Below are 24,557 nucleotides of genomic sequence, written 5' to 3'. Positions count from 1 at the left end.
ATGACCGTACTTCAGATAGCCTTGTCAACGCGAACTGTTTGCCCGCATGCCGAGCACGGAGGATTGTGATGAGCTATCTCGACGAGCTGTTTTCGGTGGCCGGCAAGACCGCGCTGGTGACGGGTGCCGCGACCGGCATCGGCCGCATGGCGGCGACCGCGCTGGTGCAGGCCGGCGCCAACGTGATGATAGCGTCGCGCAAGGGCGAAGATTGTGTCAAGGTCGCTGTTGAATTGAACGAGCTAGGTTCACCGGGCCGGGCGGAAGGCTTTGCCGGCGATGTCTCCAGCGAAGCCGGCATTGCCGTACTCGTCGCCGAGGTCAAAGCGCGGACCGGGAAACTGCATATTCTGGTCAACAATGCCGGCGTTTCCTGGGGCGCGCCGCTGGAGAGCTTTCCGTATTCGGCATGGGCGAAAGTGTTCGGCGTCAATGTCACCGCGGTCTTCCATCTGACGCGCGAATTGCTGCCGCTGCTCGACGCCGCCGCCAGCGACGCCGATCCAGCCAGGGTGATCAACCTCGGTTCGGTGATGGGCACGCAGCCGCTGGCCGACGATGCCTATTCCTACACCGCCTCGAAGGCCGCGGTTCATCATCTGACGCGCACACTGGCGCTCGAGTTCGCCGCCCGCCGCATCACCGTCAACGCTTTCGCCCCCGGCCCCTTCCAGAGCCGCATGACGGCGTTTGCCACCGGCACGCAAGAACAGGCCAGACATGTCGGCAGCCATGTTCCGATCGGCCGTATCGGGGCACCGGATGACATTGCCGGCGCAACGCTCTATTTGTGCAGCCGTGCAGGCAGCTATGTCACCGGCGCCATCCTGCCAATCGACGGCGGACAGTCGGTGCAGCATGGGCTGACGCTGTTCAAGGAATGACATTTTCCGGCCACAGAAGCCGGAGGTGAACTGGAGGACATGAGCGTGGAACCGATCAGTCTCGATGTGCTTCTGGCCAATGTTGGCAAGGAGGTTGGCGTGTCGCCGTGGCGGGTGGTCACGCAACGCATGATCGACCAGTTCGCCGACGCCACCGACGACCACCAGTTCATCCACTGCGACCCGGAGCGGGCCATGCGCGAGACGCCGTTCGGCGGCACCATCGCGCACGGCTTCCTGTCGTTGTCGCTGTTGTCCGCCATGACCTTCGAGACCATGCCGCCGCTGGAAAACAGCAAGATGGGCGTCAATCACGGCTTCGATTCGCTGCGCTTCCTGGCGCCGGTGAAGACCGGCGCGCGCATCCGCACCCGTTTCGTGCTGGCCGACGTCAAGGTCCGGCCGTCGGGTTGGGTGCAGACGGCGCATGACGTGACGATCGAGATCGAGGGTTCGAAGAAACCGGCGCTGACCGCGCGCTGGCTGACGCTGACCTTGATCGAGCGCCTGCCCGAGACGGCATGAGCGATCCGAACGTTCTCGACCAGGGAGCGCTTGCGCCTTACCTCGAGGCGAACATACCGGGCTTTTCCGGGCTTGCTGCAATCGAAAAATTCCAATCCGGCCAATCGAACCCGACCTATCTCATGACGGCGGCAAGCGGCCGTTACGTGCTGCGCGCCAAACCGCCGGGGCAGTTGTTGAAATCGGCGCATCAGGTCGACCGCGAATTCAAAGTGATGGGCGCACTTGCCGGCACCTCCGTACCTGTGCCGCAGATGCTGCATCTTTCCGACGAAGCCTCGCCGATCGGCCGCATGTTCTACGTGATGGATTTCCTCGACGGCCGCATCTTCTGGGATCCGGCGCTGCCGGAGGCAGACGGCAACGAAGAACGCGCCGCCATCTACGATGCCATGAACGAAACCCTAGCGGCGCTGCACGAGGTCGATGTCGAGGCCGTGGGGCTAGGCGATTTCGGCCGGCCGGGCAATTATTTCGAGCGCCAGCTGGCGCGCTGGACCAGCCAGTACCGCGCCTCGGAGACCGGCACCGTCGCCGACATGGACCGGCTGATCGCCTGGCTGGAAACACATATGCCCGCAGATGACGGCCGCGTCTCGCTGGTGCATGGCGACTACCGGCTGGACAATCTGATCTTCGCGCCGGACCGGCCAAAGGTTCTGGCGGTGCTCGACTGGGAACTGTCGACGCTTGGCCACCCCTTCGCCGATATCGCCTATCAGTGCATGCAATGGCGGTTGCCGCACGTGTCGGGTTTTCGCGGCCTGGGCGGTGTCGACCGTTCCGCACTCGGCCTGCCTTCCGAGGAGGACTACGTCGCCAGCTACTGCCGGCGGCGCGGACTCACCGGTATCGGCAACTGGACGTTCTTCCTCGCCTTTTCCTTCTTCCGGCTGGCTGCAATCTGCCAGGGCGTCTTCAAGCGGGCGCTGGACGGAAACGCCTCCAATCCGGAAAAAGCCAGGACCTATGGCGAAGCGGTAAAGCTGCTTTCGCGTCTTGCCGCGAAACTGATCGACAAGGAGGCGTGATGGGCCGCTTTGACGGCGCAACGGTGCTGATCACGGGTGCTGCCGGCGGACTTGGCTGGGGTGCGGCGAAAGGCTTTGCCGCCGAAGGCGCAAAGCTGGTGCTGTCGGACATCGACGAAAAGGCACTCGTCGATCTTGCAGGCACGATGCCGGTCGAAACGGCGATCCTCGCCGGCAACATAGCGGACGAAAGCCTGTCCGAGGATCTGGTCAGGCTGGCGGTCGAGAAATTCGGCCGGCTGGATATCGCCGTCAACAATGCCGGCATCGTCCAGAGCTTCGTGCGTCTGCCGCAGGTCGAGTCGGGCGAGGCCCGCCGCGTCCCGGAGGTCGATCTGCTCGGCCTGTTCTATGCCATGAAGCACCAGATCCCGCAGATGGAACGGCAGTTCAAGGCGAACGGCAAGGGCGGCGCCATCGTCAACATCGCCTCGGTCGCCGGGCTGGTCGGTGCGCCAAAACTTTCGGTCTATGCGGCCGCCAAGCATGGCGTCGTCGGGCTGACAAAATCGGCGGCGGCCGAATACACACCAAGGGTGTGCGGATCAACGCGATCTGCCCCGCCCACACAAGGACGGCGATGGTGGACGGCTTCGTGCGCGTTTCCGGCGTGCCGGAAGAGGAGGCCTTGGCCGAGTTGACGCGCGGCGTGCCGATGAAGCGGGTGGCCGAAGTCGACGAAATCGCCACCGCGATCCTGTTTGCCGCCGACCCCGCCAATTCCTTCATGACCGGCCATGCGCTGGCCGTCGACGGCGGCGTCGGCGCGATCTGACACCTGCCGTTTGGGAACTTCCCGCGCCCTTGTCCGTTTTCGTACGGCGTATATAATTTAGCCGCGCACCAACCCAACGAAGGCATGAGATCTTGCCGCCGAGCGTCCAGACACGCCGCGAGAAACAAAAGGCAGAACAGCGCTCCGAGCTGGTCGCGGCCGCCCATAAGCTCGTCCAGGAAGAAGGCTATGAGGGCCTGACCATCCGCAAACTGGCCAAGCGGGTCGGCTATGCCCCGATGTCGGTCTATTCCTACTTCGCCGACAAGCAGGACATCCTGTTCGCGCTCGCCGAGGATGCGTTCGAGACGCTTGCCCGACGCATCGAGGAGCATTCGTCCGACGATCCGATCGAGGCCTTGCAGGCAGTGATGACGGAATATGCCGCGTTCGGGCTTGGCAATCCCAACGAATACCGGACTGTCTTCATGACTGAAAAGACCACGCTGCCGGAAGGCAGAAGCTACGAGGACATGGAGGAGGGCAACCCGGCTATGAAAGCGCTGATCAGCCGGGTCGAGGCCTGCGTCGCCGCCGGCAAGTTGCAAGGCGATCCGCGCGCCATCGCCACCATGCTTTGGGCGGTCGGCCACGGCACGATCTCGCTGCTCATCACCTTTCCGTTCTACCCCTTCGGCGATCCGCAGGCCTTCGTGAAGCGGATGTGCGATTTCACGCTTGCCACGCTCAGCACGCAAAACGTGCCGCCGCTGACCGAGACCCCGGTCAACTGCTGAACGCCGGTCCCTTCGTTTCCATGTTTTCTCTCTACCCCAGCCAAAGCGGGGCGAATTTCTTGGTTAACAAAGAATTTACCGTACGCGTACGGCTTTGACTTGAACTTAGCGCTCGACGGACGTATCTGTACGGCGTATCGTACATGTACGAGAGAAATTCACCCGTCGAAAACGGAGACTGACAATGAAAAAGACCCTTCTCACCGCCGCCGCAGTGCTGGCGCTTTCGGGCTCGGCCTTCGCAGCCAACACCACGCACCCGGTCAAGCATGCGACGGTCGCGGCCTGCGTCGACACCAAGACCAACGTGAAGCTCGATTGCGCGTCGACCGGTTCGGTTGAGAAGAAGGGCGCCACGGAAAACACCGCTCAAGGCAAGGGGCCGCGCCTCGGCATCAGCATCGACCCGTGGATGGTGCCAAGCTCGTTCTGATATCTGCAGAATCACGTCAGGCCGGCACAAGCCGGCCAGTTTTAGCCGACCGAGATCGGCAGCTTCGCCGCTGAACTCTCAAAGGCGGCGTCGATCAGCTTCTGCGTGTCGGCGGCGCGCCGGAACGAGGGATCGCCGTTCCGGCCTGAATCCAACGCATCGGCAAAGCACCGGGCATTGCGCTTGACACTGGGCAGCGGCAGCGTCTGCCAGCGCTGAAGATCGACATCCCCACCAAGGCAGGCGGACAGGTTCGATACCTTGCCGTCGGTCTCGACCTTGATGGCGCCTTGGTGCCGTGCAGGGCCAGCGACAGTTCGTTGGCGTGGCCGATCATGTAGCGGCTCGCCACGATCGTGGCGAGCCGCCGGAATTGAGCCGCGCCGTCATTGCAACGCTGTCATTGGCATCCAGCACATAGTCGCCGATGCGATCGCCTTCGGCCTTCGGAAACGTCACCAGGTCGGCATGCAGGTTGACGATATCCTGATCGGCGCCATAGGTGGCGAAGTCCAGGATATGAATGCCGACATCGCCAAGCACGCCGGTCGAGCCATGCCGGCTCGACAAGCGCCATAACCATTTGTCCTCGACCCGCCAGTCGCCCCATGATTTGCTGACCAGCCAGCTCTGCCGGTAGCTCGCCTCGACGTGGCGCAGTTCGCCGATCTCGTCGGCCTGAACCATGCGCCGTGCCTCGTGGATCGCCGGTGAGTTGCGATAGGTCAGGTTGACCATGTTGACCACCCCGGCTGCCTCGGCCGCTTGCGTCATGGCAAGCGCGTCGGCGTGGTTCGGCGCCAACGGCTTTTCGCAAAACACATGCTTTCCCTGGGCAAGCAGCGCCAGCGTTGTCATATGCGCACCATCCGGCGTCGCGTTGATGGCGGCATCGAACTCATCCCAGGCGATCGCCGCTTCCAGGCTCTCGAAGAAACCGCCGATCTTGCTGGCGGCGGCGAACGCCGCCGCACGGCCGGGCACCTAATCGACACAGGCGACGATGCTGCATTCTGGAATCTTGGCAAACTCCTCGACATGATGCCCGGCGATACCGCCGGTGCCGAGCAGAAGAATGCGATGCATCAACTCAAGCCCCCAATCAACTTAGCCCCCAAATCGACTCAAGTTCCGATCAACTCGGGCCCCGATTTAACTCAGGCCCTTATCGCCATCAGCATGCAGGCGCAGCCCCTTCTGGACGATCTTCTCCCTGGCTGCATCCGTCGGCACATTCGGCGCGTTGGTGATACCGGACCAGGCCGGTGCCGGGTTGTGCGCCCAGTGCACGGCGTTGCGCAGCACCTGCTGCACGTCCTCATTGTGATAGATCGGATAGGTCTCGTGGCCGGGTGAGAAGTAGAAGATCCTGCCGGCCCCGCGCTGATAGGTTAGCCCTGACCGGAACACCTCACCGCCCTCGTACCAGGAGACGAACACCGTCTCGAGCGGCTCCGGCACGGCGAAGGGCTCGCCATACATTTCGGTCTCGCCGATCTCCAGGCACTCGCCGATGCCTTGCGCGATCGGGTGGCCGCGGTTGATCGCCCAGACGCGCTCGCGCTCCCCCGCCTCGCGCCATTTCAGCGAACAAGGCGTGCCCATCAGCCGCTTGAAAATCTTCGAATAGTGGCCGGAATGGAGCACGATCAGGCCCATGCCTTCCCACACCCGCTTCTGCACCCGTTCGACGATCTCGTCCTTGACCTCGCCATGTGCCGCGTGGCCCCACCACAAAAGCACGTCGGTGGCCGCCAGGCGCTTCTCGCTCAAGCCGTGCTCAGGCTCCTGCAAGGTGGCGGTGGTCGCCTCGATGCCCTTGTCCTGGTTGAGCGCAGCGGCAATGGTGCCATGCATGCCCAAAGGATAGAGGTCGCGCACGGCGGCATTGGTCTGCTCGTGGACATTCTCGCCCCAAACGATCGCTTTTGTCGGCATTTTCATCTCCCAAAGCGCTTTAAATAGCATGTCCAATGGGATTGAGAAGGTCCGATGCCGTCTGGCCCGATGGAAACTACGTCTTGCGCTTCTTGCGCCCCGGCACGGTCTTGGCCTTGCCCGGTTTCGCGGGCGCGCCGGAAATGGACGTGCCGGTGATGGATATCGGATCGCTGGCCGGGAACGTATCTTCCAGCCCCTCCTCGAGTTCCTCTTCGGCGCTCGGCGCTCCGTGCCGCTCATGTTCGAGCGAACGGACGGCCGATGTCTTTTTGACCGGCGACTTGGGCGCGGAATTCGACGGCATCGGCATTCTCCCTCGGCGTGCGGATGCAGAACGAGCGTGCCCTGCAGAACGTTCCGAGTTCAGACCGCCGCGTCCCGCGATCCCTCGGACAGGAAAGTAAAAACATAGTCCGAGAAGGAACGCCAGCATTCAACCCGGAAGGCGTCCACTGCCGTGCGCAACACCACGATCTCCGCCTTGCCCAGGATGGTGCGCGACGCTGCTCCCACCGGAAAGGCGTCGAGCGACAGGTCCTGCGGGCAGCCCGCATTGATCGTCGCCGCTGCGCCCGCGCCCGTCACGGCAATCGCGATGTTGCGATGCGAGATGCCGACCGCCGAATGCAACGCGGCAACCCCGGCACAATCGGCGAGCGGATCATTACCGGCCTCGTCGATAACAAGCCATTCGTCGGGGCCGAGCCACAAAGCGGTACGTTTGCCCTTCGAGGCGGATGTCTTCGGCTTTTTTGGCAACGTCACGCCGAGCGCCTTCGAAAGCGCCGCGACCGAAGCCTCCGGCGCACGTAATGAAATGCGCTCGGCCGACGGCAATACCTCGACCTTCACGCCGGTCGCGGCGGTGCTGCGTCCAGCCAGCGCCGGACGGCGCTCGACCGAAGGCGATGCAGCCGGAGCCGTCTTGCTTGCAGCGGCCTTAGCCATTGAGGCGCCCTCCCCTTTCGTCGAAGAACACCATGCCGGTAACCTCCACCTCGATCACTCCATTCGGCATCGGCACGTAGAGCGTGTCGCCCATGCGGTCGCGGCCGCCGGCGACCAGCGCCAGAGCGATCGAGCGGCCGCAATTTTCCGACCAGTAGCTCGAGGTGACATGGCCGATCATCTTCATCGGGATCGCCTGCTTCGGGTCCTCGACGATCTGCGCGCCTTCTTCCAGCACCACCTTGGGGTCCCTGGTCTTGAGGCCGACCAGTTGCTTGCGGCCCTTGGCGACCAGATCCGGCCGGGCCATGCCACGGATGCCTACGAAATCGGGTTTCTTCTTGCCGACCGCCCAGTCGAGCCCAGCATCGTTCGGCGTCACCGTGCCGTCCGTGTCCTGGCCGACGATGATGTAGCCCTTTTCGGCGCGCAGCACGTGCATGGCCTCGGTGCCGTAGGCGGCCGCACCGTGCTTCTGCCCTTCAGCCCACAGCGCTTCCCAGACGGCCTGGCCATAGTCGACCGGCACATTGACCTCGAAGCCGCGCTCGCCGGTGAACGACATGCGGAACAGCCGCGTCGGCACGCCGCAGATCCTGCCTTCGCGCACCGACATATGCGGCAGCGCCTCGTCGGACATGTCGATGCCTTCGACCAGCGGCGCGATGATGTCGCGCGACTTCGGCCCCTGCACTGCAATGACCGCCCACTGCTCGGTGATCGAGGTCAGCCAGACATTGAGATGCGGGAACTCGGTCTGAAGATAATCCTCCATATGGTTCATGACGCGCGGCGCGCCCCCGGTCGTCGTCGTCACATGGAAACGGTCCGGCGCCAGCCTGCCGACGACGCCGTCATCATAGATGAAACCATCTTCGCGCAGCATGATGCCGTAGCGGCAGCGGCCGGGCTCCAGCTTCTCCCACGGATTGGTGTAGAGCAGCTCCATGAATTTTGCCGCGTCCGGCCCGACCACCTCGATCTTGCCCAGCGTCGAGGCATCGAACAGACCCGCCGTCTTGCGCACCGCGACGCATTCGCGGTCTACCGCGGCATGCATATCCTCGCCAGCCTTTGGGAAATACCAGGCGCGCTTCCACTGGCCGACATCCTCGAAAACAGCCCCTTGCGCCTCGGCCCAGGGATGGATCGCGGTGCTGCGTGTCGGGTCGAACAGCGGACCGCGCGCATGGCTGACGATCGCGCCGAAGGTCACCGGCGTATAGGGCGCCCGGAACGTGGTCAGGCCAACTTCCGGGATCGGTTTGCCCAGCGTCTCGGCGGCAATTGCCAGGCCGTGCATGTTGGAGGTCTTGCCCTGGTCGGTCGCCATGCCGTTGGTGGTGAAGCGCTTGACGTGCTCGATCGAGCGCATGCCCTCGTGCACCGCCTGGCGGATGTCCTTGGCGGTGACGTCGTTCTGGAAGTCGACGAAAGCTTTCACCGTCGTGTCCGGCCCGGCGCCGGGAGCCGCACCCAGCATGCCGCGCGACCAACTCTCCGACGCATCGACCTTCGGCTTTGTGCCCTTGGCGATTTTGGCACCCGCATCCTTGGCCGCCTTGGCGCCCGCGGCATAGGCCTCGTCCACCGTCGCAGACAGCCCGTCGGTGCCGTTGCAGGCGCCGACCGAGACGCAGTCTTGCGCATAAGTGCCCGGCACGAAGCGCTTGGTCTCGTCGTTGAAGGCGACCTTGCCGCGCGACTGCGAGAACAGATGCACCGACGGCGTCCAGCCGGCCGACATCAGGATCGCATCGACCGGGATGGTGCGTTCGCCGCCGCCATTCTTCGGCTGTACCGTCATCGAGGAAACGCGCAATTTGCCGCCGGCGCGGATCACCGCGCGGCCGAAATTGACCTCAATGCCAAGCGCCCTCGCCTCGTCGATCACCGGGCCCGTCGGATTGTCGCGCAAATCGATGATCGCCGCCACATTGACGCCGGCCTTCTTGAGGTCGATCGCCGCCGCGTAAGCGGAATCATTGGCGGTGTAGACGCCGACATTTTTGCCGACCGCGACGCCATAGTGGTTGAGATAGGTGCGCGCCGCACCCGCCAGCATGATGCCCGGCCGGTCGTTGTCGGCGAACACCATGTGCCTCTCGATGGCGCCGGAAGCCAGCACCACGCGCTTGGCCCTGATCTGCCAAAGCCGCTCGCGCGCCAGATCGTGGCCGGGGGTCTTCAAATGATCGCTGACACGCTCGACCAGCCCGACGAAATTCTGCGCGTAGTAGCCGAACGCCGTCGTGCGCGAGAGCACGCGGACATTGTCCATCGCGCTCAGCTTCGCAATCGTACCTTGAGCCCAGGCAAAACCGTCCTGGCCGTCGATCTTCGCACCGGTCTCGAAACGCAGGCTGCCGCCGAACTCGGCCTGCTCGTCGGCGAGGATGACGCGCATGCCCGTTTCCGCCGCCGCCAATGCTGCCGCGATGCCCGCCGCACCGCCACCCAGCACCAGCACGTCACAATGCGCATAGCGCGATGAATAATGATCGGGATCCGGCTGGTCAGGGGAAACGCCAAGGCCGGCCGCGGCGCGGATCTTCGGCTCATAAAGGCTCTTCCACGCCGCTTTCGGCCACATGAAGGTCTTGTAGTAGAAGCCGGCCGAAAACAGCGGCGAGGCGATGTCGTTGACCGCACCGACGTCGAAGGACAGCGACGGCCAGCGGTTCTGCGACTGCGCGTCAAGCCCGTCATAGAGTTCCTGCACAGTGGCCCGCACGTTCGGCGTCTTGCGCGCCGCGTCGCGCTTGATCTCGACCAGCGCGTTCGGCTCCTCGGCGCCCGCCGACAGGATGCCGCGCGGACGGTGGTATTTGAACGAGCGGCCGACGAGATGGACGCCATTGGCAAGCAGCGCCGAGGCCAGTGTGTCGCCCTCGATACCGGCATAGGACTGGCCATCGAAGCTAAACCGGGCGGTCTTTGCCTGCTTGAAGCGGCCAGCGCCGGGAATGCGGAACGCGCCGCTCATTTGGCAACTCCCGGGAGCTTCGACGGCTTCGGCTCGCCGGCCTTGTAGGTCATGACGAACTTGTCGGTGACGGTGTCGCGCACGGCGTTGAAGAAGCGCGCGCAACCATGCATGTGCCGCCAGCGCTCATAAATGATGCCCTTGGGATTCGAGCGGATGAAGAAGAACTTCTCGAAATCGTCGTCGGTCTCGCCAGCGATGTTGACCGAGCGCGCGATATGCGCCTCGCCGGCGTTGCGGAACTCGAGCTCCGGGCGCTCTTCCTCGCAATAGGGGCAGCGGATGAGAAGCATTTTGGTTCGTTCCTACAATTCGCCGTGGCCGACGCGGGCGCCGGCAGGTTGGTCGCAAAGCTTCTGTCCCAGCGTCGCGAACGGCGCGACGAGCCGGATGCGCTCTTCCACGCTTGCGGCGGGACGAAACAGATCGCGGGACGCCATGTTGCCGAGGGTGAGCTGCATCGGATCGGTCGTGACGATGACTTGACGCGGCTGGAATGTCTCGTCTTCGTCGAGCCCTTCGGGTCGTCCCTCGAAGAACATTACCACCCTCTGACCGCCGCTCCACACGCAAGCCAGCGTGCCCTCGTCGACCGAAAACGGCCAGCCCGCCTCGTTGCCCGCGCGGCTGATCGGCTGCGTGCGCACTTCGTCCGCCGACGGAAAATGGAACAACTGTTCCCCCGCCAGCATCAGCGGCATCGCGACAGCCATCTGCGCCATCATCAGTGCGCCACCGCCGCCGCCGCCGCCTCGTCGATGAGCCGGCCGGTGCGGAAGCGCTCGATGGTGAAAGGCGCGTTGATCGGATGCGGATCGTCTTTGGCGATCGTGTGGGCAAAGACATGGCCCGAGCCCGGAGTCGCCTTGAAACCGCCCGTGCCCCAGCCGCAATTGACATAGAGGCCGGGCACCGGCGTCTTGGCCAGGATCGGCGAGCGGTCGGGCGTGACATCAACGATGCCGCCCCACGAGCGCAGCATCTTCATGCGCGTGAAGATCGGAAACATCTCGCAGATGGCGTCAAGCGTATGCTGCAATATGTGCAGGCCGCCGGTCTGCGAATAGGAAACATACTGGTCGGTGCCGGCGCCGATCACCAACTCGCCCTTGTCGGACTGCGAGATATAGGCGTGCACCGTGTTCGACATCACCACGCAGGGAACCACCGGCTTGACCGGCTCCGACACCAGCGCCTGCAGCGGATAGCTCTCCAGCGGCATCCGCACGCCGGCCATGTTCATGATGACTGAGGAATGGCCGGCGGCAACAACACCGACCTTCTTCGCACCGATGAAGCCGCGCGTCGTGTCGACGCCCATGACGGCACCATTGGCGGCCCGCTTGACGCCGGTGACCTCGCAATTCTGGACGATGTGGACGCCGCGCGCCGAGGCGCCGCGCGCATAGCCCCAGGCGACCGCATCGTGGCGCGCCGTGCCGCCGCGACGCTGCAACGCCGCACCGACGACCGGATAGCGCGCGTCTTTGGATGTGTTGAGCGGCGGGCAGAATTCCTTTGCCTGCTCCGGCGACAGCCATTCATTGTCGATGCCGTTCAGCCGGTTGGCGTGGACGTGGCGCTTCAGCACCTGCACGTCGTGCACATTGTGGGCGAGCATCATGACGCCGCGCGCCGAATACATGACGTTGTAGTTGAGCTCCTGGCTCAGCCCATCCCACAGCTTCAGCGCGTGGTCGTAGATGCCGGCACTCTCGTCATAGAGGTAGTTGGAGCGGATGATGGTGGTGTTGCGGCCGGTGTTGCCACCGCCAAGCCAGCCCTTTTCCAGCACCGCGACATTGGTGATGCCGTGCACCGTGGCGAGATAGTATGCGGTGGCCAGGCCATGGCCGCCGGCGCCGACGATGATGACGTCGTATTCTTTCCTGGGCTCCGGCGAGGACCATTGTTCCTCCCAGCCCTTATGGCCGCGCATGGCCTCGCGGGCGATGGCGAATACCGAATATTTCTTCAACGTCTCGAGCCTCGCGAATAGCGGCCGGGCATTCATTCGGTCCCGGCGCGCGAGGTGTATCACTAGCGAAACCGGGCTTCCACCCTTGCGCTGTTTGCGACGGCGCTTGCCGTTTTGCGCCGCGACGAAAAAGACGCATCCGGCGCCTCGGTGCTTTCCAGCATCTTGGCGGGTATCGGGTGGCTCGTCTTGCCTCGATCCGCGACCAAGCACCCCAACTGCCGGTGAAGCCAGCGCAAATACCAAGGATGCAGAAAATGTTCGCACTCGCCAACAAGGTCGCCATCGTCACCGGCGCCAGCTCCGGCATCGACCGCGCCACCGCCAAACTCTTTGCCGGGGAAGGCGCCAAGGTCGTCGTCGCCGCCCGCCGGCAGACCGAGCTCGATGCGCTTGTCGCCGAAATCGCGGACGCCGATGGCACGGCGGTCGCCCTTGCCGGCGATGTCAGGGAGAAGCCTATGCAAAGGCCCTTGTCGATCTGGCGGTCGAAGGGTTCGGTGGACTCGACGTCGCCTTCAACAATGCCGGCGCCGTCGGCCAGATGGGACGATTTCGGAACTGTCGCTGGAAGGCTGGCGCGAGACGCTCGACACCAATCTCACCAGCGCGTTTGTCGGCGCGAAATACCAGGTGCCGGCGATGATCGAGCGCGGCGGCGGTTCGCTGATCTTCACCTCCACCTTCGTCGGCCACACCATCGGCATGCCCGGCATGACCAGCTATGCCGCAAGCAAGGCAGGCCTGATCGGGTTGACGCAGGTGCTTGCCGCCGAATACGACCCGAAAGGCGTACGGGTCAACGCGCTGCTGCCCGGCGGCACCGACACGCCGGCAGCAACCTTCAAGACTCCGGGACGCGGGCCTTCGTCGAAGGTCTGCATGCATTGAAGCGTGTCGCTGCGCCCGAGGAGATCGCCCGTTCGGCGCTCTACCTCGCTTCCGACGCCTCGAGCTTCACCACAGGAACGGCACTGCTGGCCGATGGCGGCGTGTCGATCAACCGGACGTGATGGATTTTCACGGCGAACGGGCATGTTCATAGCCGGCAGGCAGACGGCCGGTCTTGCTTTTTCGCCGCGATTTGGCGATGCCGTTTGCTGTCGAAACGGGTCATCTTGTCAAAACCGGTCCTGCAAACATGATGCTGATCAGAACCTATGTGGCTGCGAGCGCGATCGAGGGCGTTGGCGTGTTCGCCGCTGAGCCGATCAGGAAAGGTGCTTCGATCTGGCGGCTCGATCCCGATTTCGACCGGCTGATCCCGATGGACAAATACGAGGCAGCGCCCTCGCATCTCAGGGAACTGCTCGACCGCTATGCCTATCCGAGCCCGGACCGGCCGGGTTTCATGGTCTATGAAGTCGACAATGGGCGCTTCATGAACCATGCCGGCAACCCGAACACGGATTTTTCGCAGTATGGCGGGGCCACCGCGACCCGCGACATCGCCGAGGGCGAGGAGATCACCTGCGACTACGGCGAGTTCTTCGAGGATTTCGAGCGGCTTCACCTTGCCACGGCGTAGTCGGCTCCTTGATCTTGGGGCAAACCTGCTACGGTTGGCCCTCCAAGTTCATTTCGGCTGTGGACAGCGCGGCATGATTCTGCTATCAGCCGCCCCAATTCGTGGTGTAAACCGCCGCGGAGGCTAGTGGCTATGGCCGCTTGCCTGTTGATATCAAACCCGAAAGACAGGATTGCCCGTGCAGGTACTCGTCCGCGACAATAACGTTGATCAGGCGCTTCGCGCTCTCAAGAAGAAGATGCAGCGCGAAGGCATTTTCCGCGAAATGAAGATGCGCGGTCACTACGAGAAGCCGTCCGAGAAGCGCGCCCGTGAGAAGGCTGAAGCCGTCCGCCGCGCCCGCAAGCTGGCCCGCAAGCGCGCCCAGCGCGAAGGCCTACTGCCGATGACGCCGCGCCCGGTTGCTGCCGGCGCCGCCGGTGGTCCTGGTGGCGCTCCGCGTCCGCCGCGGTTCTAACGCCAATTTTTCGTCCTTTTCGAAGGATATCAGAGGTGGCGCGATGCGGAATCGCCGCCACCTTTTTGTTTTGATTGTGACCCGGCCCGGAGGGGGGAACCGGACCTGAGCGACGCGGCTTGAAGTGAGGACAGGGCAGACATGAACGCAACAAGCGTGGAGCGCGGGACCGCATTGCGTGGTTTCGCCCTGACAGCGGCTCTGCTCTCCGGACTGGCGCTTGCCGGTTGCCAAACGGCCGGCCCGACCGGTGAATTCAACAACATCGACAAGGCGCAAGGGTCGAGCGAGAACATCTCCTCGCTGTCGGCGGTCATCCAGCGCAATCCCCAGGATCCCGAAGGCTACAACGTGCGCGGCTCGGCCTATGGCCGTGGCGGCCAATACCAGGCGGCGCTCAAGGATTTCAACCAGGCGATCCAGCTCAACCCGAATTTCTTCCAGGCCTATTCGAACCGCGCACTCATCCAGCGCTTCCTCGGCAATCAGACCGCCGCACTTGAGGACTACAACCGTTCGATCCAGATCAACGGCAATTATGACGCCGCCTACATCGGCCGTGGCAATCTCTACCGCAAGGCGGGTCGCACGCAGGACGCCTTCAACGACTTCCAGAAGGCGATCCAGCTCGACACGACCGACGCGCGCGCCTACCACAATCGTGGCCTGATCTATCAGAGCCAGGGCCAGCACAAATTCGCCATCGAGGACTTTTCGACGGCCATCTCGCTGGCGCCGGACGCCGCCGAACCTTACAACGGCCGCGGTCTCTCCTATCTGGCGACCAACGACGAAGACAATGCCTTCTCCGACTTCAACATGGCGATCAAGCTCGACGGCAGGAATGCCGAGGCCTGGGCCAATCAGGCGCTGATCTACGAGCGGCGCGGCGACAAGGCCAAGGCAGCGAAATCCTATAAGGAAGCCGTTCGCCTCGACCCGACCTACCAGCCGGCCAAGGACGGCCTCGCCCGCGTCAGCTGACATCGACTTCAGCGGGTTACGTGCGCATCAGGCGCCTCAGCGTCCGAAAGGCCGCGCGGTGCGATTCACCTCGTCAATCCGGCAACCGCGCATTAACCCCGGCAGCAAGCTGTTGGCTCCTGCCTTGATCGTGCCAAGTTTTCAGCGGAACGGTCTGCCCACCCAATCCGTTGTTAAGAAGTGATTTGCGAAAGGACCCTCCCATGATCAAGAAACTCGCTTGCGCCGCCGCCCTCGCCACGACGGTCTTCGCCGTTGCCCCGGCCAGCGCGGGCAAGCTGCAGCTCGGCACGCTCGACTGCACCATCGACGGCGGCACCGCCTACATCGTCGCCTCCAACAAGGGCGTGTCCTGCACCTTCCGCCCCCACCATCACGGACCGTCGGAAAGCTACACGGGCGTCATCTCCAAGATCGGCCTCGATGTCGGCCAAACGCATCAGGGCCAGCTGGTCTGGGCCGTGCTGGCCGCGACCCGCGATCGTGACGGGGGCGATCTCGCCGGCAGCTATTACGGCGTCAACGCCGAGGCCAGCGTCGTGACCGGCGGCGGCGCCAATCTGCTGGTTGGTGGCCTGGACAGCGCCTTCATGCTAGAACCGCTCAGCGTCCAGGCGCAAACCGGCGTCAACCTTGCCGTGGCTGTGACCTCGCTCCAGCTGATCCACTCGTTCAAGTGATTGCATGGAGCCATGCGCTCCATGACCCCTCACCCTGCGGCGCGGAACCAGATAGGATGGTTCCGCGCCGTTTGATTTTGAGGGGGACCGCCATGCCTAAGACAGCCATTGCCGCTGCCGTGATCGCCACTGTGCTTGCCGGCACGGCGCAAGCGCAGGACCAGGGCATAGAGCTCGGCACGCTCGATTGCGCCATCGGCGGCGGCACCGGCTTCATTTTCGGCTCGAGCAAGGATTTGAGCTGCACCTTCAACCCTGCCGACAAGAGCTTCGCGCCGGAAGCCTATTTCGGCGCGGTCAACAAATACGGCCTCGACATCGGCACGACGAAGCAGACGGTCATGCAATGGATCGTGCTGACGCCGCTGAAGAACATCTATGCACCGGGTGCGCTGGCCGGAGACTATATCGGCGCCAGCGCGGAGGTGACGGCGGCCGTCGGCGCCGGCGCCAATCTGCTGGTCGGCGGCTCTTCGCAGGCCTTCACCTTGCAGCCACTCAGCCTGCAGACGCAGACCGGCATGAACCTCGCGATCGGCGTCAGCCAGTTCCAGTTGCGCAGTACCGAGAACTGATGGTGCAACAAAGGCCGCCGATCGAAAAGACGGCCGCGCGAACGATCCTCAAGAAACCGCTTGAGCTCAATCGCGGTTGAGGTTTTACAAGCCTGCCCCGAACGCAACAACGCCTCGATGCGGCGCGCTATCCGGCGCTGTCGATTCGCATGGTCCTGCCGGAAACCCGTACTGGCTTCTGGCGCCCTGCGCTGGTGTCGAGATATGCAAGGCAGGGGTGGAAATGACCGAAATCAGCACAAACAGGGTCGACTGGCGCGCATTGTGGGCAAGCGGCGACCTGGCGCGTTTCTGCTTCATCAGCCTCGGCATCCTGCTGCATGCCACCAACGAAACGATGGTCGCGACGGTGATGCCGGCCATGGTCGGCGAACTGGCCGGCGTCCAACTCGTCGGCTGGTCGCTGGCGATCTATGAACTTGGCGCCATCGTTGCCGGCGCAGCCGCTGGACGGCTGGTGAGCTATGTTCCCCTACGCACCAACATGGTGGTCGCCGCGCTGCTTTACGCAGCCGGAGCACTGATCTGCGCCACCTCCCCTTCGATGCAATTGTTCCTTGCCGGCCGCCTGATCGAGGGGCTTGGCGGCGGGGCGCTGGTGTCGCTGGCCTTCGTCTCTGTCGAGCGGCTGTTCTCGCGCGCCATCTGGCCGCAGCTCTTCGGCATCATGTCGGCGATCTGGGGCGTCGCCGCATTCAGCGGACCATTGCTCGGCGCGCTCATGACCGAGCTGTTGTCATGGCGCTGGGCCTTTGGCATCTTCACTTTCGGTGGCGCTGCCATGGCGCTGGCAAGCTTCATCGTGCTCGACACGCCGGAGGCGACGAAACCCAGGACGAGCACGGGCAAGGCGCCGCCCTTCCCACTCGCGGCCCTTGGCTGCCTTGCCGTCGCCGTGGTGCTGATCGCCTCGGCCGGCGTCGACATCGCCTTGCTGCGTTCCTCACTGCTGATGGTCCTCGGCCTCATCGGCCTGGTGTTGTTCTTTTACATCGACGCGCTGAAGCCGCGCTCGCGACTGTTCCCGGCGCGGCTGTTCTCATGGCGCACGCCGGTCGGCGCCGGCATGACCATGGTTGCCGCCTTTTCGGTGGCGACCTGTTCCTTCGGCGTCTACGGGCCGCTGCTGCTGACCAGCCTGCACGACGTTCCGCTGCTGACCACCGGCTACATCATCGCCGCCGAATCGATCGCCTGGTCGATCCTGTCGATCCTCGTCGCCAACGCGCCGCCGCAGCGCGAGCGGCTGATCATCGTTGGCGGCGCGATGATGATCGCGGCCGGCATCGCCGGCTTTGCCTACACGATACCCCTAGGCTCCATCCCGCTGATCCTGATCTGCGCCTTGTTGCAAGGCGGCGGCTTCGGCATCGCCTGGCCGTTCCTGACGCGCGTCATCGTCGCCTCCGCCCCGGAGGGCGAGCAGACCATCGCCTCGGCGGCGGTGCCAACCATGCAGCGCATCGGCTATGCCGTGGGTGCCGCCCTTGCCGGCATCGTCGCCAATGCCAGCGGCTTTTCGCAAGGTTTGAACCACAGCGCGGCGGCGAATGTGGCGTCCTGGTTGTTTCTTGCCTTCGTGCCGCTCGGCATCGTCGGCTGCCTGGCGGCCTTGCGAGTATCCATGCCCCTTGGCCAGCCGCGGGAAGCTATCGGCTAAAACCTGGCCCGCTCACTCGACCTCGCGCAGGCGATAGCCTACGCCGGTCTCGGTGGTAATGTAACGCGGCTGGTCGGGGCTCTTCTCGATCTTCTGCCTGAGCTGCCGGACATAGACCCTGAGATACTGCACATCGGTCGAATCGCCCCAGACCTGCTTCAGAAGGAAATGGTGCGTCAGCACCTTGCCGGCGTGCTGCACGAGAATGCGCAGGATATCGTACTCCTTCGGCGAGAGCTTTACGTCCTTGCCCTCGACCTTGACGATGCGTTTGACCAGATCGACGGACAGGTCGCCGGTCTGGAAAATGGGCTTCTCGCCCTGTTGCTGGAATTTGTGCCGCAGCGCCACGCGGATGCGCGCGACCAGTTCGTTCATGCCGAATGGTTTGGTGACATAATCGTCGGCGCCGAGTTCCAGAGCCTGGACGATGCCGGCCTCATCGGTGCGGCTGGACAGAATGACCACCGGAATGTCGAGGCCGTCGTCGCGCCATTTGCGCAGCAGCTCATGGCCGCTCATGCCGGGCAGGCCAAGGTCGAGCAGGACGAGATCCGGCTTCTCCGCCTCCATCAGTTCGATCGCCACCCTGGCGTTCGGCGCCTCGCTGATCGCGTAGCCCTGGCTGCCGAGCCCGACGCGAAGCAGCTTGCGGATCGGCGGCTCGTCATCGACAACGAGTATCCTGACGTTCGAGTTTGTCATGCCAAGTGACCCACATCGTCGTCGTCCGTATTCGAGGCGAGTTTAGGCGGGTTTGCCGGCTTGGGCATCTTGATGGTGAAGACCGCGCCCGAACGGTCGGTCCGGTTTGCCGCCGTGATCGTGCCACCCATCGCCTCGATGAAGCCGCGGCAGATCGACAGCCCAAGCCCGGTGCCGGCACGGACCTGATCGCGCTTGCGCACCCGGTAGAAAGTGTCGAAAATCCGTTCCAGATCGTCAGGGGCGATGCCCGGCCCTTCATCCATGATCTGCAGGATGACCGAGCCGTTGTCGGTCCAACCCTGCACGCGGATCGTCGAACCGGCCGGCGCGTATTTCGCCGCATTGTCGAGGAGATTGAACAGCGCCTGCTCAAACAGAACGGGGTCGACCTTCAACATAGGCAAATCCGAGGGGATGTCTGTCTCGGTCTTATGCTCGGCAATGATTTTCCTGGCTCTCTGCAGGGCAGAGCCGACGATGTCGCCGACATAGTGGAAGGCGTAGTTCGGCTCCATTGCGCCGGACTCGATCTTGGTCATGTCGAGCAGATTGGCGATGAAGCGGTTCAATCGCTCGGATTCGTCGAGTACGGTCGTCAGCAGCTCTGCCCGGTCCCGTTCGGGAAGTGCCGGTGCGAATTCCCGCAGCGTGCCGGCGGCGCCCATGATGGCGGCGAGTGGCGTCTTCAAATCATGCGAGATGGAGGTGAGCAGCGCCGAGCGCAGCCGGTCCGCCTCGGCCGCGAGCTTGGCGCGGTCGACGTCGGCGACCAGCTGAATACGCTCGATGGCGACCGCTGCCTGGTCGGCTAGCGCATCGAGCAGGCGCTGCTGCTCGGGCGTCAGCAACGGTCCCTGCTTGTCATTGTCGAGACCGACGACGCCGATTGCCGTGCGCCCTGTCCTCAAGGGCAGATAGAGGCGCTTGGCGCCGGGAAGCGTGTCGGCGCCGCGCCCTGCGGCGCGGTTGTGCTCCCAGGCCCAGCGGGCGGCGGCGATGTCGGCTTCAGCCAACGTATCGTCGGGCGGATAGCCGGCCTTGACGGTGATCGTTCCGTCTTCCGGTAAAAGCAGCACCACACGCACCTTCAGCATCGAAGCGATCTGGAAAGCGGTGGCCCAAAGGACGTCGTCGAGCGTGCCGGCGCCGGCGAGCTTCTTTGAAAAAAGGTAGATGTCCTCCGTGGCCCGCGCCCGTGAGCGGGCGGCGACTGCCTGGCGCTGCACACGCGCCGTCAGATTGCTGGCAATCACCGCGACGACGAGGAACACGCCAAGCGCGACAATGCTCTCCGGATCCCGGATGGTGAGCGTGTAGCGCGGCTCCAGGAAGAAATAGTTGAATGCAAGGGCACTGACGAAACAGGCATACAGAGCCGGCCAGAGCCCGCTGGTCACCGCCGATGCCAGCACCGCGATGAGAAAGATGATCGCGAGATTGCGAACGTCGAGAAACTGATCGAGAAGGACGGCGAAGGCGAGAGAGCCCATGAGATAGGCCGTGGCCTGGAGATAAGGCCAGATTTGGAACTGCCACTGCTCGTCCGCCGTCCTGACACTCCTCGACGCCGCTTCGCTGTTGCGTTCGGTTCCCGAAATGACATGGACGCTGATGTCGCCGGCATTGCGGATGAGATCATAGGTGAGCGAGCCTTCGATCAATTCGCGCCAACGCGACCGGCTCGGCCTGCCGACCACGATATGGGTAAAATTGTTCGCCGTCGCATAACGCACGATGTCCTGAGCCACATTCTGACCCGGAATGGTCGTCACCTCGGCACCAAGCTGTTGGGCAAGGCGCAGGTTCGTCGCCAGCCGGTCCTTGTCCTCCTCGGGCATGCTGGCCGAGCGGGTGCTATCGACGTGCAGCGCCGTCCACGGAGCACGCAGCCGGTCAGCCAGCCTGCGTGCATAGCGCACGCGGGCCGCTCCTCCCGGGCGCGCGTCGAGGCAGACGAGAACCCTTTCCCCGGCTGCCCACGGTCCGGGAATGGCGTGCGCCTGCATATGGATCAGCAACTGGTCGTCGACGCGCTGCGCGGTGCGGCGCAGCGCCAGCTCCCTGAGCGCCGTCAGATTGCCCGGCGAGAAATAGTTCTCGATCGCGCGCTGGGCGGTGTTGGGGAAATAGACCTTGCCTTCCTCGAGCCGCTTGATCAGGTCGTCGGGGGTGAGATCGATGATCTCGACATCGTCGGCCTGGTCGATGATGGAATCGGGAACGGTCTCGCGGACCCTGACCTTGGTGATCTGGGCGACGACGTCGTTAAGGCTTTCGACATGCTGGATGTTGAGCGTCGTATAGACGTCGATGCCTTGCGTCAGGATTTCCTGGACGTCGAGATAGCGCTTGGGGTGTCGGCTGCCTGGCGCGTTGGTGTGGGCGAGTTCGTCGACGAGAACCAGCGCCGGGCGCCGGGCAAGGATGGCATCGATATCCATCTCGTCGAGGATGCGCCCCTTGTAGTCGACCTTGCGGCGGGGAATGACCTCGTACCCCTCGACCAGGGCCAGCGTTTCCTTGCGGCCATGCGTCTCGACGACGCCGATCACCACATCCACGCCGTCGGCCAGCCTGGCGCGGCCCGACATCAGCATCTCGTAGGTCTTGCCGACGCCAGGGGCGGCACCCAGGAATATCCGCAGACGGCCTCGCGCCTCCCGCCCGGCATGATCAAGCAGTGCGTCGGGAGAGGGTCTGGTCTCGTTGCTTCTGTCGTCCGGCATCGGGATCGATCATGGATGGCGCCGGGGATACTGTCGATCCCCGGACCCCACCATTCACTATTTCGCGGCGTCCAGCGCAAGGTTGAGACCGAGCACATTGACCACCGGCTCGCCCATGAAGCCGAGCTCCCTGCCCTCGACCTGGCTGTCGACAAGCGCCTTGACCTTGGCTTCGTCGATACCCCTGGCCTTGGCCACCCGGGCGACCTGGAAATAGGCCGCTTCCGGGCTGATATCGGGATCAAGGCCGCTGCCGGACGTCGTCACCAAGTCCATCGGAACAGGCTGGTTCGGGTTTTCCGCTTTCAACTTTTCCGCGTCGCCCTTGATGCGGTCGATCAGCTTGGGATTGGTCGGGCCGAGGTTGCTGCCGCTCGAGGCGGCGGCGTTGTAGCCGTCGCCGGCTGCCGAGGGGCGGCCGTGGAAATAACGGTCGCTGGCAAAGCCCTGGCCGATCAGTTCGGAGCCGATGACCTTGCCATCCTTCTCGATCAGGCTGCCATTGGCCTGACGCGGGAACAGCGCCTGGGCGATGCCGGTCATGCCGATCGGATAGATCAGGCCGGTCAGCACCGTGAAGAAGACGATCATGATGATCGCGGGTCTTATCTGGGTAAGCATGGACATATCCTCAGAGCAATTCCAGGAAATGTGTGGAGTGGTTTTCCGTCCGGAATTGCGTTAAAACAAAAAGTTAAGCGAGGCCGAGGGCAGTGACGATCATGTCGATCGCCTTGATGCCGACGAAAGGCACGATGATGCCGCCGAGGCCATAGACGAGCAGGTTGCGGCGGAGCAGCGCGCCGGCGCCGATGGCACGGTATTTGACGCCTTTCAGTGACAGAGGGATCAGCGCGATGATGATCAGCGCGTTGAAGATTATAGCCGACAGGATGGCGCTCTGCGGCGTTGCCAGATGCATGATGTTGAGCGCCTGCAACGGGCCGGTCGTTTGTCCCGGAGCGACGTAGAAGACGGCGAACATCGCCGGAATGATGGCGAAATACTTGGCCACGTCGTTGGCGATCGAGAAGGTCGTCAGGGAGCCGCGCGTCATCAGCAGCGCCTTGCCGATCTCGACGATCTCGATGAGCTTGGTCGGATCGCTGTCGAGATCGATCATGTTGCCGGCCTCGCGCGCAGCGACCGTGCCGGTGTTCATGGCGACGCCGACGTCGGCCTGGGCAAGGGCCGGTGCATCGTTGGTGCCGTCGCCGCACATGGCGACCAGCTTGCCCTTGGCCTGTTCGTCGCGGATCAGCTTCAGCTTGTCCTCGGGCGTCGCTTGGGCGAGGAAGTCATCGACACCGGCTTCCGCCGCGATCGCCGCCGCCGTCATCGGATTGTCGCCGGTGATCATCACCGTGCGGATGCCCATGCGGCGCAGTTCGGTGAAGCGTTCGCTGATACCGCCCTTGACGATGTCCTTGAGGTGGATGACGCCGAGCAGACGGCCGTCGCGTTCGACCGCCAGCGGCGTGCCGCCGGACTTGCCGATCTCGTCGGCGATGGTCTGGAGGTCGCGGACGGCTTCGCTGCTTGGGCGCGTGCCATGAGAGGCGGTTGTTGACTGGTTGACAAGGGCAAGCACGGAATCGACGGCGCCCTTGCGCACCGACGAGCCGTCGATGTCGACGCCGCTCATGCGGGTCTGCGCGGTGAAGGGAACGAAAGTCGCGTGCAGCGTTGCCATGTCGCGGGCGCGGATGGCGTATTTCTCCTTGGCCAGCACGACGATCGAGCGGCCTTCCGGCGTTTCGTCGGCCAGCGAGGCAAGCTGGGCGGCGTCGGCCAGTTCCTGCTCGGTGACACCATTGACCGGGCGAAACTCGGTCGCCTGGCGATTGCCGAGCGTGATCGTGCCGGTCTTGTCGAGCAGCAGTGTGTCGACGTCGCCTGCGGCTTCCACGGCGCGACCCGACATCGCCAGCACATTGAAGCGCACCAGCCGGTCCATGCCGGCGATGCCGATGGCCGACAGCAGCGCACCGATCGTCGTCGGGATCAGGGTCACGAACAGGGCGACCAGCACGGTCACCGAGATATAGCCACCCGAATAGGAGGCAAAGCTCGGGATCGTTGCGGTGGCCAGCACGAAGATCAGCGTCATGCCGACCAGCAGGATGTTGAGCGCGATCTCGTTCGGCGTCTTCTGGCGCTCCGCGCCTTCGACCAGCGAAATCATGCGGTCGAGGAAGGTGTGGCCGGAAGCCGCCGTGATGCGCACGCGGATCCAGTCGGACAGCACCTGGGTGCCGCCGGTGACCGCCGAACGGTCGCCGCCGGATTCGCGGATGACCGGCGCGGATTCGCCTGTGATAGCCGCTTCGTTGACCGAGGCAACGCCTTCGATCACTTCGCCGTCCGACGGGATGATATCTCCGGCTTCGACAAGGACGACGTCACCGACCTTCAGGCTGGTGCCGGGCACGAACTTGAACTTGGTGCGGTCTTCACCAGTCAGAAGCTTGGCTTGGGTCTCGGTGCGTGCCTTGCGCAGCGAGTCGGCCTGCGCCTTGCCGCGCCCTTCAGCGACGGCTTCGGCGAAGTTGGCGAACAGCACGGTGAACCACAGCCAGATGATGATCTGCAGCGTGAATTTGAAATCGCCGCCGCCGGTGATCAGATCCTTGACGAACAGGACAGTCGTCAGCGCCGAGACAACGGCGACGACGAACATGACCGGGTTCCTGATCAGGGTGCGCGGGTTCAGCTTCCTGAAGGCCCCGCCGATGGCGGGCCACAAGATGCTAGCATCCATGATGCTCGCTGATTTTGAATGGCTCATTTTGAAGCTCCGGCTTCGGTGCTGTTGGATGGCACCGAGCGATCGGATGCCAAAAAGAAGTGTGGCGGCCCGTAGGCCAGCAACCAGAGGACGAGCATGACTGCCGCAAGACCGAGGAACGTCGACAGGGTTGGGAAAGGAGGAGGTCTCTCCTCCTTTCCGTGATCGCCATTGTGGCTAGTCTTGCGACGCATGGTGTTGAACCAGGACATG

25 protein-coding genes and 2 pseudogenes are annotated in these 24,557 nt (G+C 63.7%); 14 read left to right on the top strand and 13 right to left on the bottom strand.

The genetic code is table 11. The features are described 5' to 3' along the window. The first annotated feature begins 68 nt into the window (after positions 1-68). The 7 genes from ASD12_RS29440 to ASD12_RS29415 all read left to right on the top strand — a co-directional run bounded on the left by ASD12_RS29440 (position 69) and on the right by ASD12_RS29415 (position 4,385). Positions 69-884, top strand: a complete 816-nt coding sequence (locus ASD12_RS29440) for an SDR family oxidoreductase (RefSeq protein WP_056595114.1) — start codon at positions 69-71, stop codon at positions 882-884. A gap of 39 nt (positions 885-923) precedes the next feature. Then, positions 924-1,409, top strand: a complete 486-nt coding sequence (locus ASD12_RS29435; protein ID WP_274533713.1) for a MaoC family dehydratase — start codon at positions 924-926, stop codon at positions 1,407-1,409. Beyond that, the gene (locus ASD12_RS29430; protein WP_056595112.1) at positions 1,406-2,440 is read left to right on the top strand and encodes a phosphotransferase; all 1,035 of its coding nucleotides are present in this window, start codon (positions 1,406-1,408) and stop codon (positions 2,438-2,440) included. The genes ASD12_RS29435 and ASD12_RS29430 overlap by 4 nt, the downstream gene beginning before the upstream one ends. Beyond that, on the top strand, positions 2,440-3,081 hold the full coding sequence (locus ASD12_RS29425; RefSeq protein WP_244483015.1) for an SDR family NAD(P)-dependent oxidoreductase: 642 nt from the start codon (positions 2,440-2,442) through the stop codon (positions 3,079-3,081). Before ASD12_RS29430 ends, ASD12_RS29425 begins: the two co-directional genes overlap by 1 nt. Further along, positions 3,021-3,215 carry an SDR family oxidoreductase gene (locus tag ASD12_RS35660; RefSeq protein ID WP_244483014.1) on the top strand — a complete coding sequence of 65 codons (195 nt, stop codon included), beginning with the start codon at positions 3,021-3,023 and terminating at the stop codon, positions 3,213-3,215. Before ASD12_RS29425 ends, ASD12_RS35660 begins: the two co-directional genes overlap by 61 nt. A 92-nt stretch (positions 3,216-3,307) precedes the next feature. Next, the gene (locus tag ASD12_RS29420) at positions 3,308-3,952 is read left to right on the top strand and encodes a TetR/AcrR family transcriptional regulator (protein WP_056595110.1); all 645 of its coding nucleotides are present in this window, start codon (positions 3,308-3,310) and stop codon (positions 3,950-3,952) included. A gap of 184 nt (positions 3,953-4,136) precedes the next feature. Then, complete coding sequence (locus ASD12_RS29415; protein ID WP_056595108.1) at positions 4,137-4,385, top strand: DUF680 domain-containing protein; 249 nt, start codon at positions 4,137-4,139, stop codon at positions 4,383-4,385. A 41-nt stretch (positions 4,386-4,426) separates the two neighbouring features. Here ASD12_RS29415 and ASD12_RS29410 read toward each other — a convergent pair. The 8 genes and pseudogenes from ASD12_RS29410 to ASD12_RS29375 form a co-directional block, all read right to left on the bottom strand. Beyond that, positions 4,427-5,471: pseudogene (locus ASD12_RS29410) on the bottom strand (Gfo/Idh/MocA family oxidoreductase). Positions 5,472-5,537: 66 nt separating this feature from the next. Further along, the gene (locus tag ASD12_RS29405) at positions 5,538-6,323 is read right to left on the bottom strand and encodes a ThuA domain-containing protein (RefSeq protein WP_056595106.1); all 786 of its coding nucleotides are present in this window, start codon (positions 6,321-6,323) and stop codon (positions 5,538-5,540) included. A gap of 76 nt (positions 6,324-6,399) precedes the next feature. Next, positions 6,400-6,630, bottom strand: coding sequence for a hypothetical protein (locus ASD12_RS29400; protein WP_056595104.1), 231 nt, complete (start codon positions 6,628-6,630; stop codon positions 6,400-6,402). 59 nt (positions 6,631-6,689) lie between these two features. After that, positions 6,690-7,274 carry a sarcosine oxidase subunit gamma gene (locus tag ASD12_RS29395; protein WP_056595101.1) on the bottom strand — a complete coding sequence of 195 codons (585 nt, stop codon included), beginning with the start codon at positions 7,272-7,274 and terminating at the stop codon, positions 6,690-6,692. Further along, the gene (locus tag ASD12_RS29390; RefSeq protein ID WP_056595099.1) at positions 7,267-10,260 is read right to left on the bottom strand and encodes a sarcosine oxidase subunit alpha; all 2,994 of its coding nucleotides are present in this window, start codon (positions 10,258-10,260) and stop codon (positions 7,267-7,269) included. Before ASD12_RS29390 ends, ASD12_RS29395 begins: the two co-directional genes overlap by 8 nt. Further along, positions 10,257-10,553, bottom strand: a complete 297-nt coding sequence (locus tag ASD12_RS29385; protein ID WP_056595097.1) for a sarcosine oxidase subunit delta — start codon at positions 10,551-10,553, stop codon at positions 10,257-10,259. Before ASD12_RS29385 ends, ASD12_RS29390 begins: the two co-directional genes overlap by 4 nt. A 12-nt stretch (positions 10,554-10,565) precedes the next feature. Continuing rightward, positions 10,566-10,985 carry a hypothetical protein gene (locus tag ASD12_RS29380; protein WP_056595095.1) on the bottom strand — a complete coding sequence of 140 codons (420 nt, stop codon included), beginning with the start codon at positions 10,983-10,985 and terminating at the stop codon, positions 10,566-10,568. After that, entirely contained in the window at positions 10,985-12,238 is a 1,254-nt protein-coding gene (locus tag ASD12_RS29375) for a sarcosine oxidase subunit beta (protein WP_056595252.1), read from the bottom strand. Before ASD12_RS29375 ends, ASD12_RS29380 begins: the two co-directional genes overlap by 1 nt. Positions 12,239-12,495: 257 nt before the next feature. Between ASD12_RS29375 and ASD12_RS29370 the strand changes: the two are divergent. From ASD12_RS29370 to ASD12_RS29340, 7 genes and pseudogenes are all read left to right on the top strand, one after another. Next, positions 12,496-13,251: pseudogene (locus ASD12_RS29370) on the top strand (SDR family oxidoreductase). Positions 13,252-13,379: 128 nt separating this feature from the next. Then, positions 13,380-13,766, top strand: a complete 387-nt coding sequence (locus tag ASD12_RS29365; protein ID WP_056595250.1) for an SET domain-containing protein-lysine N-methyltransferase — start codon at positions 13,380-13,382, stop codon at positions 13,764-13,766. A gap of 178 nt (positions 13,767-13,944) precedes the next feature. Further along, complete coding sequence (gene rpsU / locus ASD12_RS29360) at positions 13,945-14,223, top strand: 30S ribosomal protein S21 (protein WP_023671138.1); 279 nt, start codon at positions 13,945-13,947, stop codon at positions 14,221-14,223. Between the two features lie 141 nt (positions 14,224-14,364). Next, entirely contained in the window at positions 14,365-15,207 is an 843-nt protein-coding gene (locus tag ASD12_RS29355; RefSeq protein WP_056595092.1) for a tetratricopeptide repeat protein, read from the top strand. 203 nt (positions 15,208-15,410) lie between these two features. Beyond that, the gene (locus ASD12_RS29350; protein WP_056595091.1) at positions 15,411-15,887 is read left to right on the top strand and encodes a DUF992 domain-containing protein; all 477 of its coding nucleotides are present in this window, start codon (positions 15,411-15,413) and stop codon (positions 15,885-15,887) included. Positions 15,888-15,979: 92 nt separating this feature from the next. Continuing rightward, positions 15,980-16,462, top strand: coding sequence for a DUF992 domain-containing protein (locus ASD12_RS29345; RefSeq protein WP_056595089.1), 483 nt, complete (start codon positions 15,980-15,982; stop codon positions 16,460-16,462). A gap of 223 nt (positions 16,463-16,685) precedes the next feature. Then, complete coding sequence (locus tag ASD12_RS29340) at positions 16,686-18,122, top strand: MFS transporter (protein WP_056595086.1); 1,437 nt, start codon at positions 16,686-16,688, stop codon at positions 18,120-18,122. Between the two features lie 12 nt (positions 18,123-18,134). Here the strand turns inward: ASD12_RS29340 and ASD12_RS29335 are convergent, their stop codons facing one another. The 5 genes from ASD12_RS29335 to ASD12_RS33765 all read right to left on the bottom strand — a co-directional run bounded on the left by ASD12_RS29335 (position 18,135) and on the right by ASD12_RS33765 (position 24,556). Next, positions 18,135-18,827, bottom strand: coding sequence for a response regulator transcription factor (locus ASD12_RS29335; RefSeq protein ID WP_056595084.1), 693 nt, complete (start codon positions 18,825-18,827; stop codon positions 18,135-18,137). Beyond that, a complete protein-coding gene (locus tag ASD12_RS29330) occupies positions 18,824-21,556 on the bottom strand; it encodes a sensor histidine kinase KdpD (RefSeq protein ID WP_056595082.1) in 2,733 nt (910 codons plus the stop codon). The genes ASD12_RS29335 and ASD12_RS29330 overlap by 4 nt, the downstream gene beginning before the upstream one ends. A gap of 57 nt (positions 21,557-21,613) precedes the next feature. Continuing rightward, positions 21,614-22,177 (bottom strand): potassium-transporting ATPase subunit KdpC, encoded by a 564-nt coding sequence (gene kdpC, locus ASD12_RS29325; protein WP_056595249.1) that lies wholly within the window; start codon positions 22,175-22,177, stop codon positions 21,614-21,616. Positions 22,178-22,250: 73 nt separating this feature from the next. Then, entirely contained in the window at positions 22,251-24,344 is a 2,094-nt protein-coding gene (gene kdpB / locus ASD12_RS29320) for a potassium-transporting ATPase subunit KdpB (RefSeq protein WP_056595079.1), read from the bottom strand. Then, the gene (locus tag ASD12_RS33765; protein WP_082525742.1) at positions 24,341-24,556 is read right to left on the bottom strand and encodes a hypothetical protein; all 216 of its coding nucleotides are present in this window, start codon (positions 24,554-24,556) and stop codon (positions 24,341-24,343) included. Before ASD12_RS33765 ends, kdpB begins: the two co-directional genes overlap by 4 nt. Between the last annotated feature and the right edge of the window lies 1 nt (position 24,557).

Origin of the sequence: Mesorhizobium sp. Root102 (assembly GCF_001425625.1) — a bacterium.
Taxonomy (GTDB): Bacteria; Pseudomonadota; Alphaproteobacteria; order Rhizobiales; family Rhizobiaceae; genus Mesorhizobium.
This window is presented reverse-complemented; position numbering and strand designations above follow the sequence as displayed.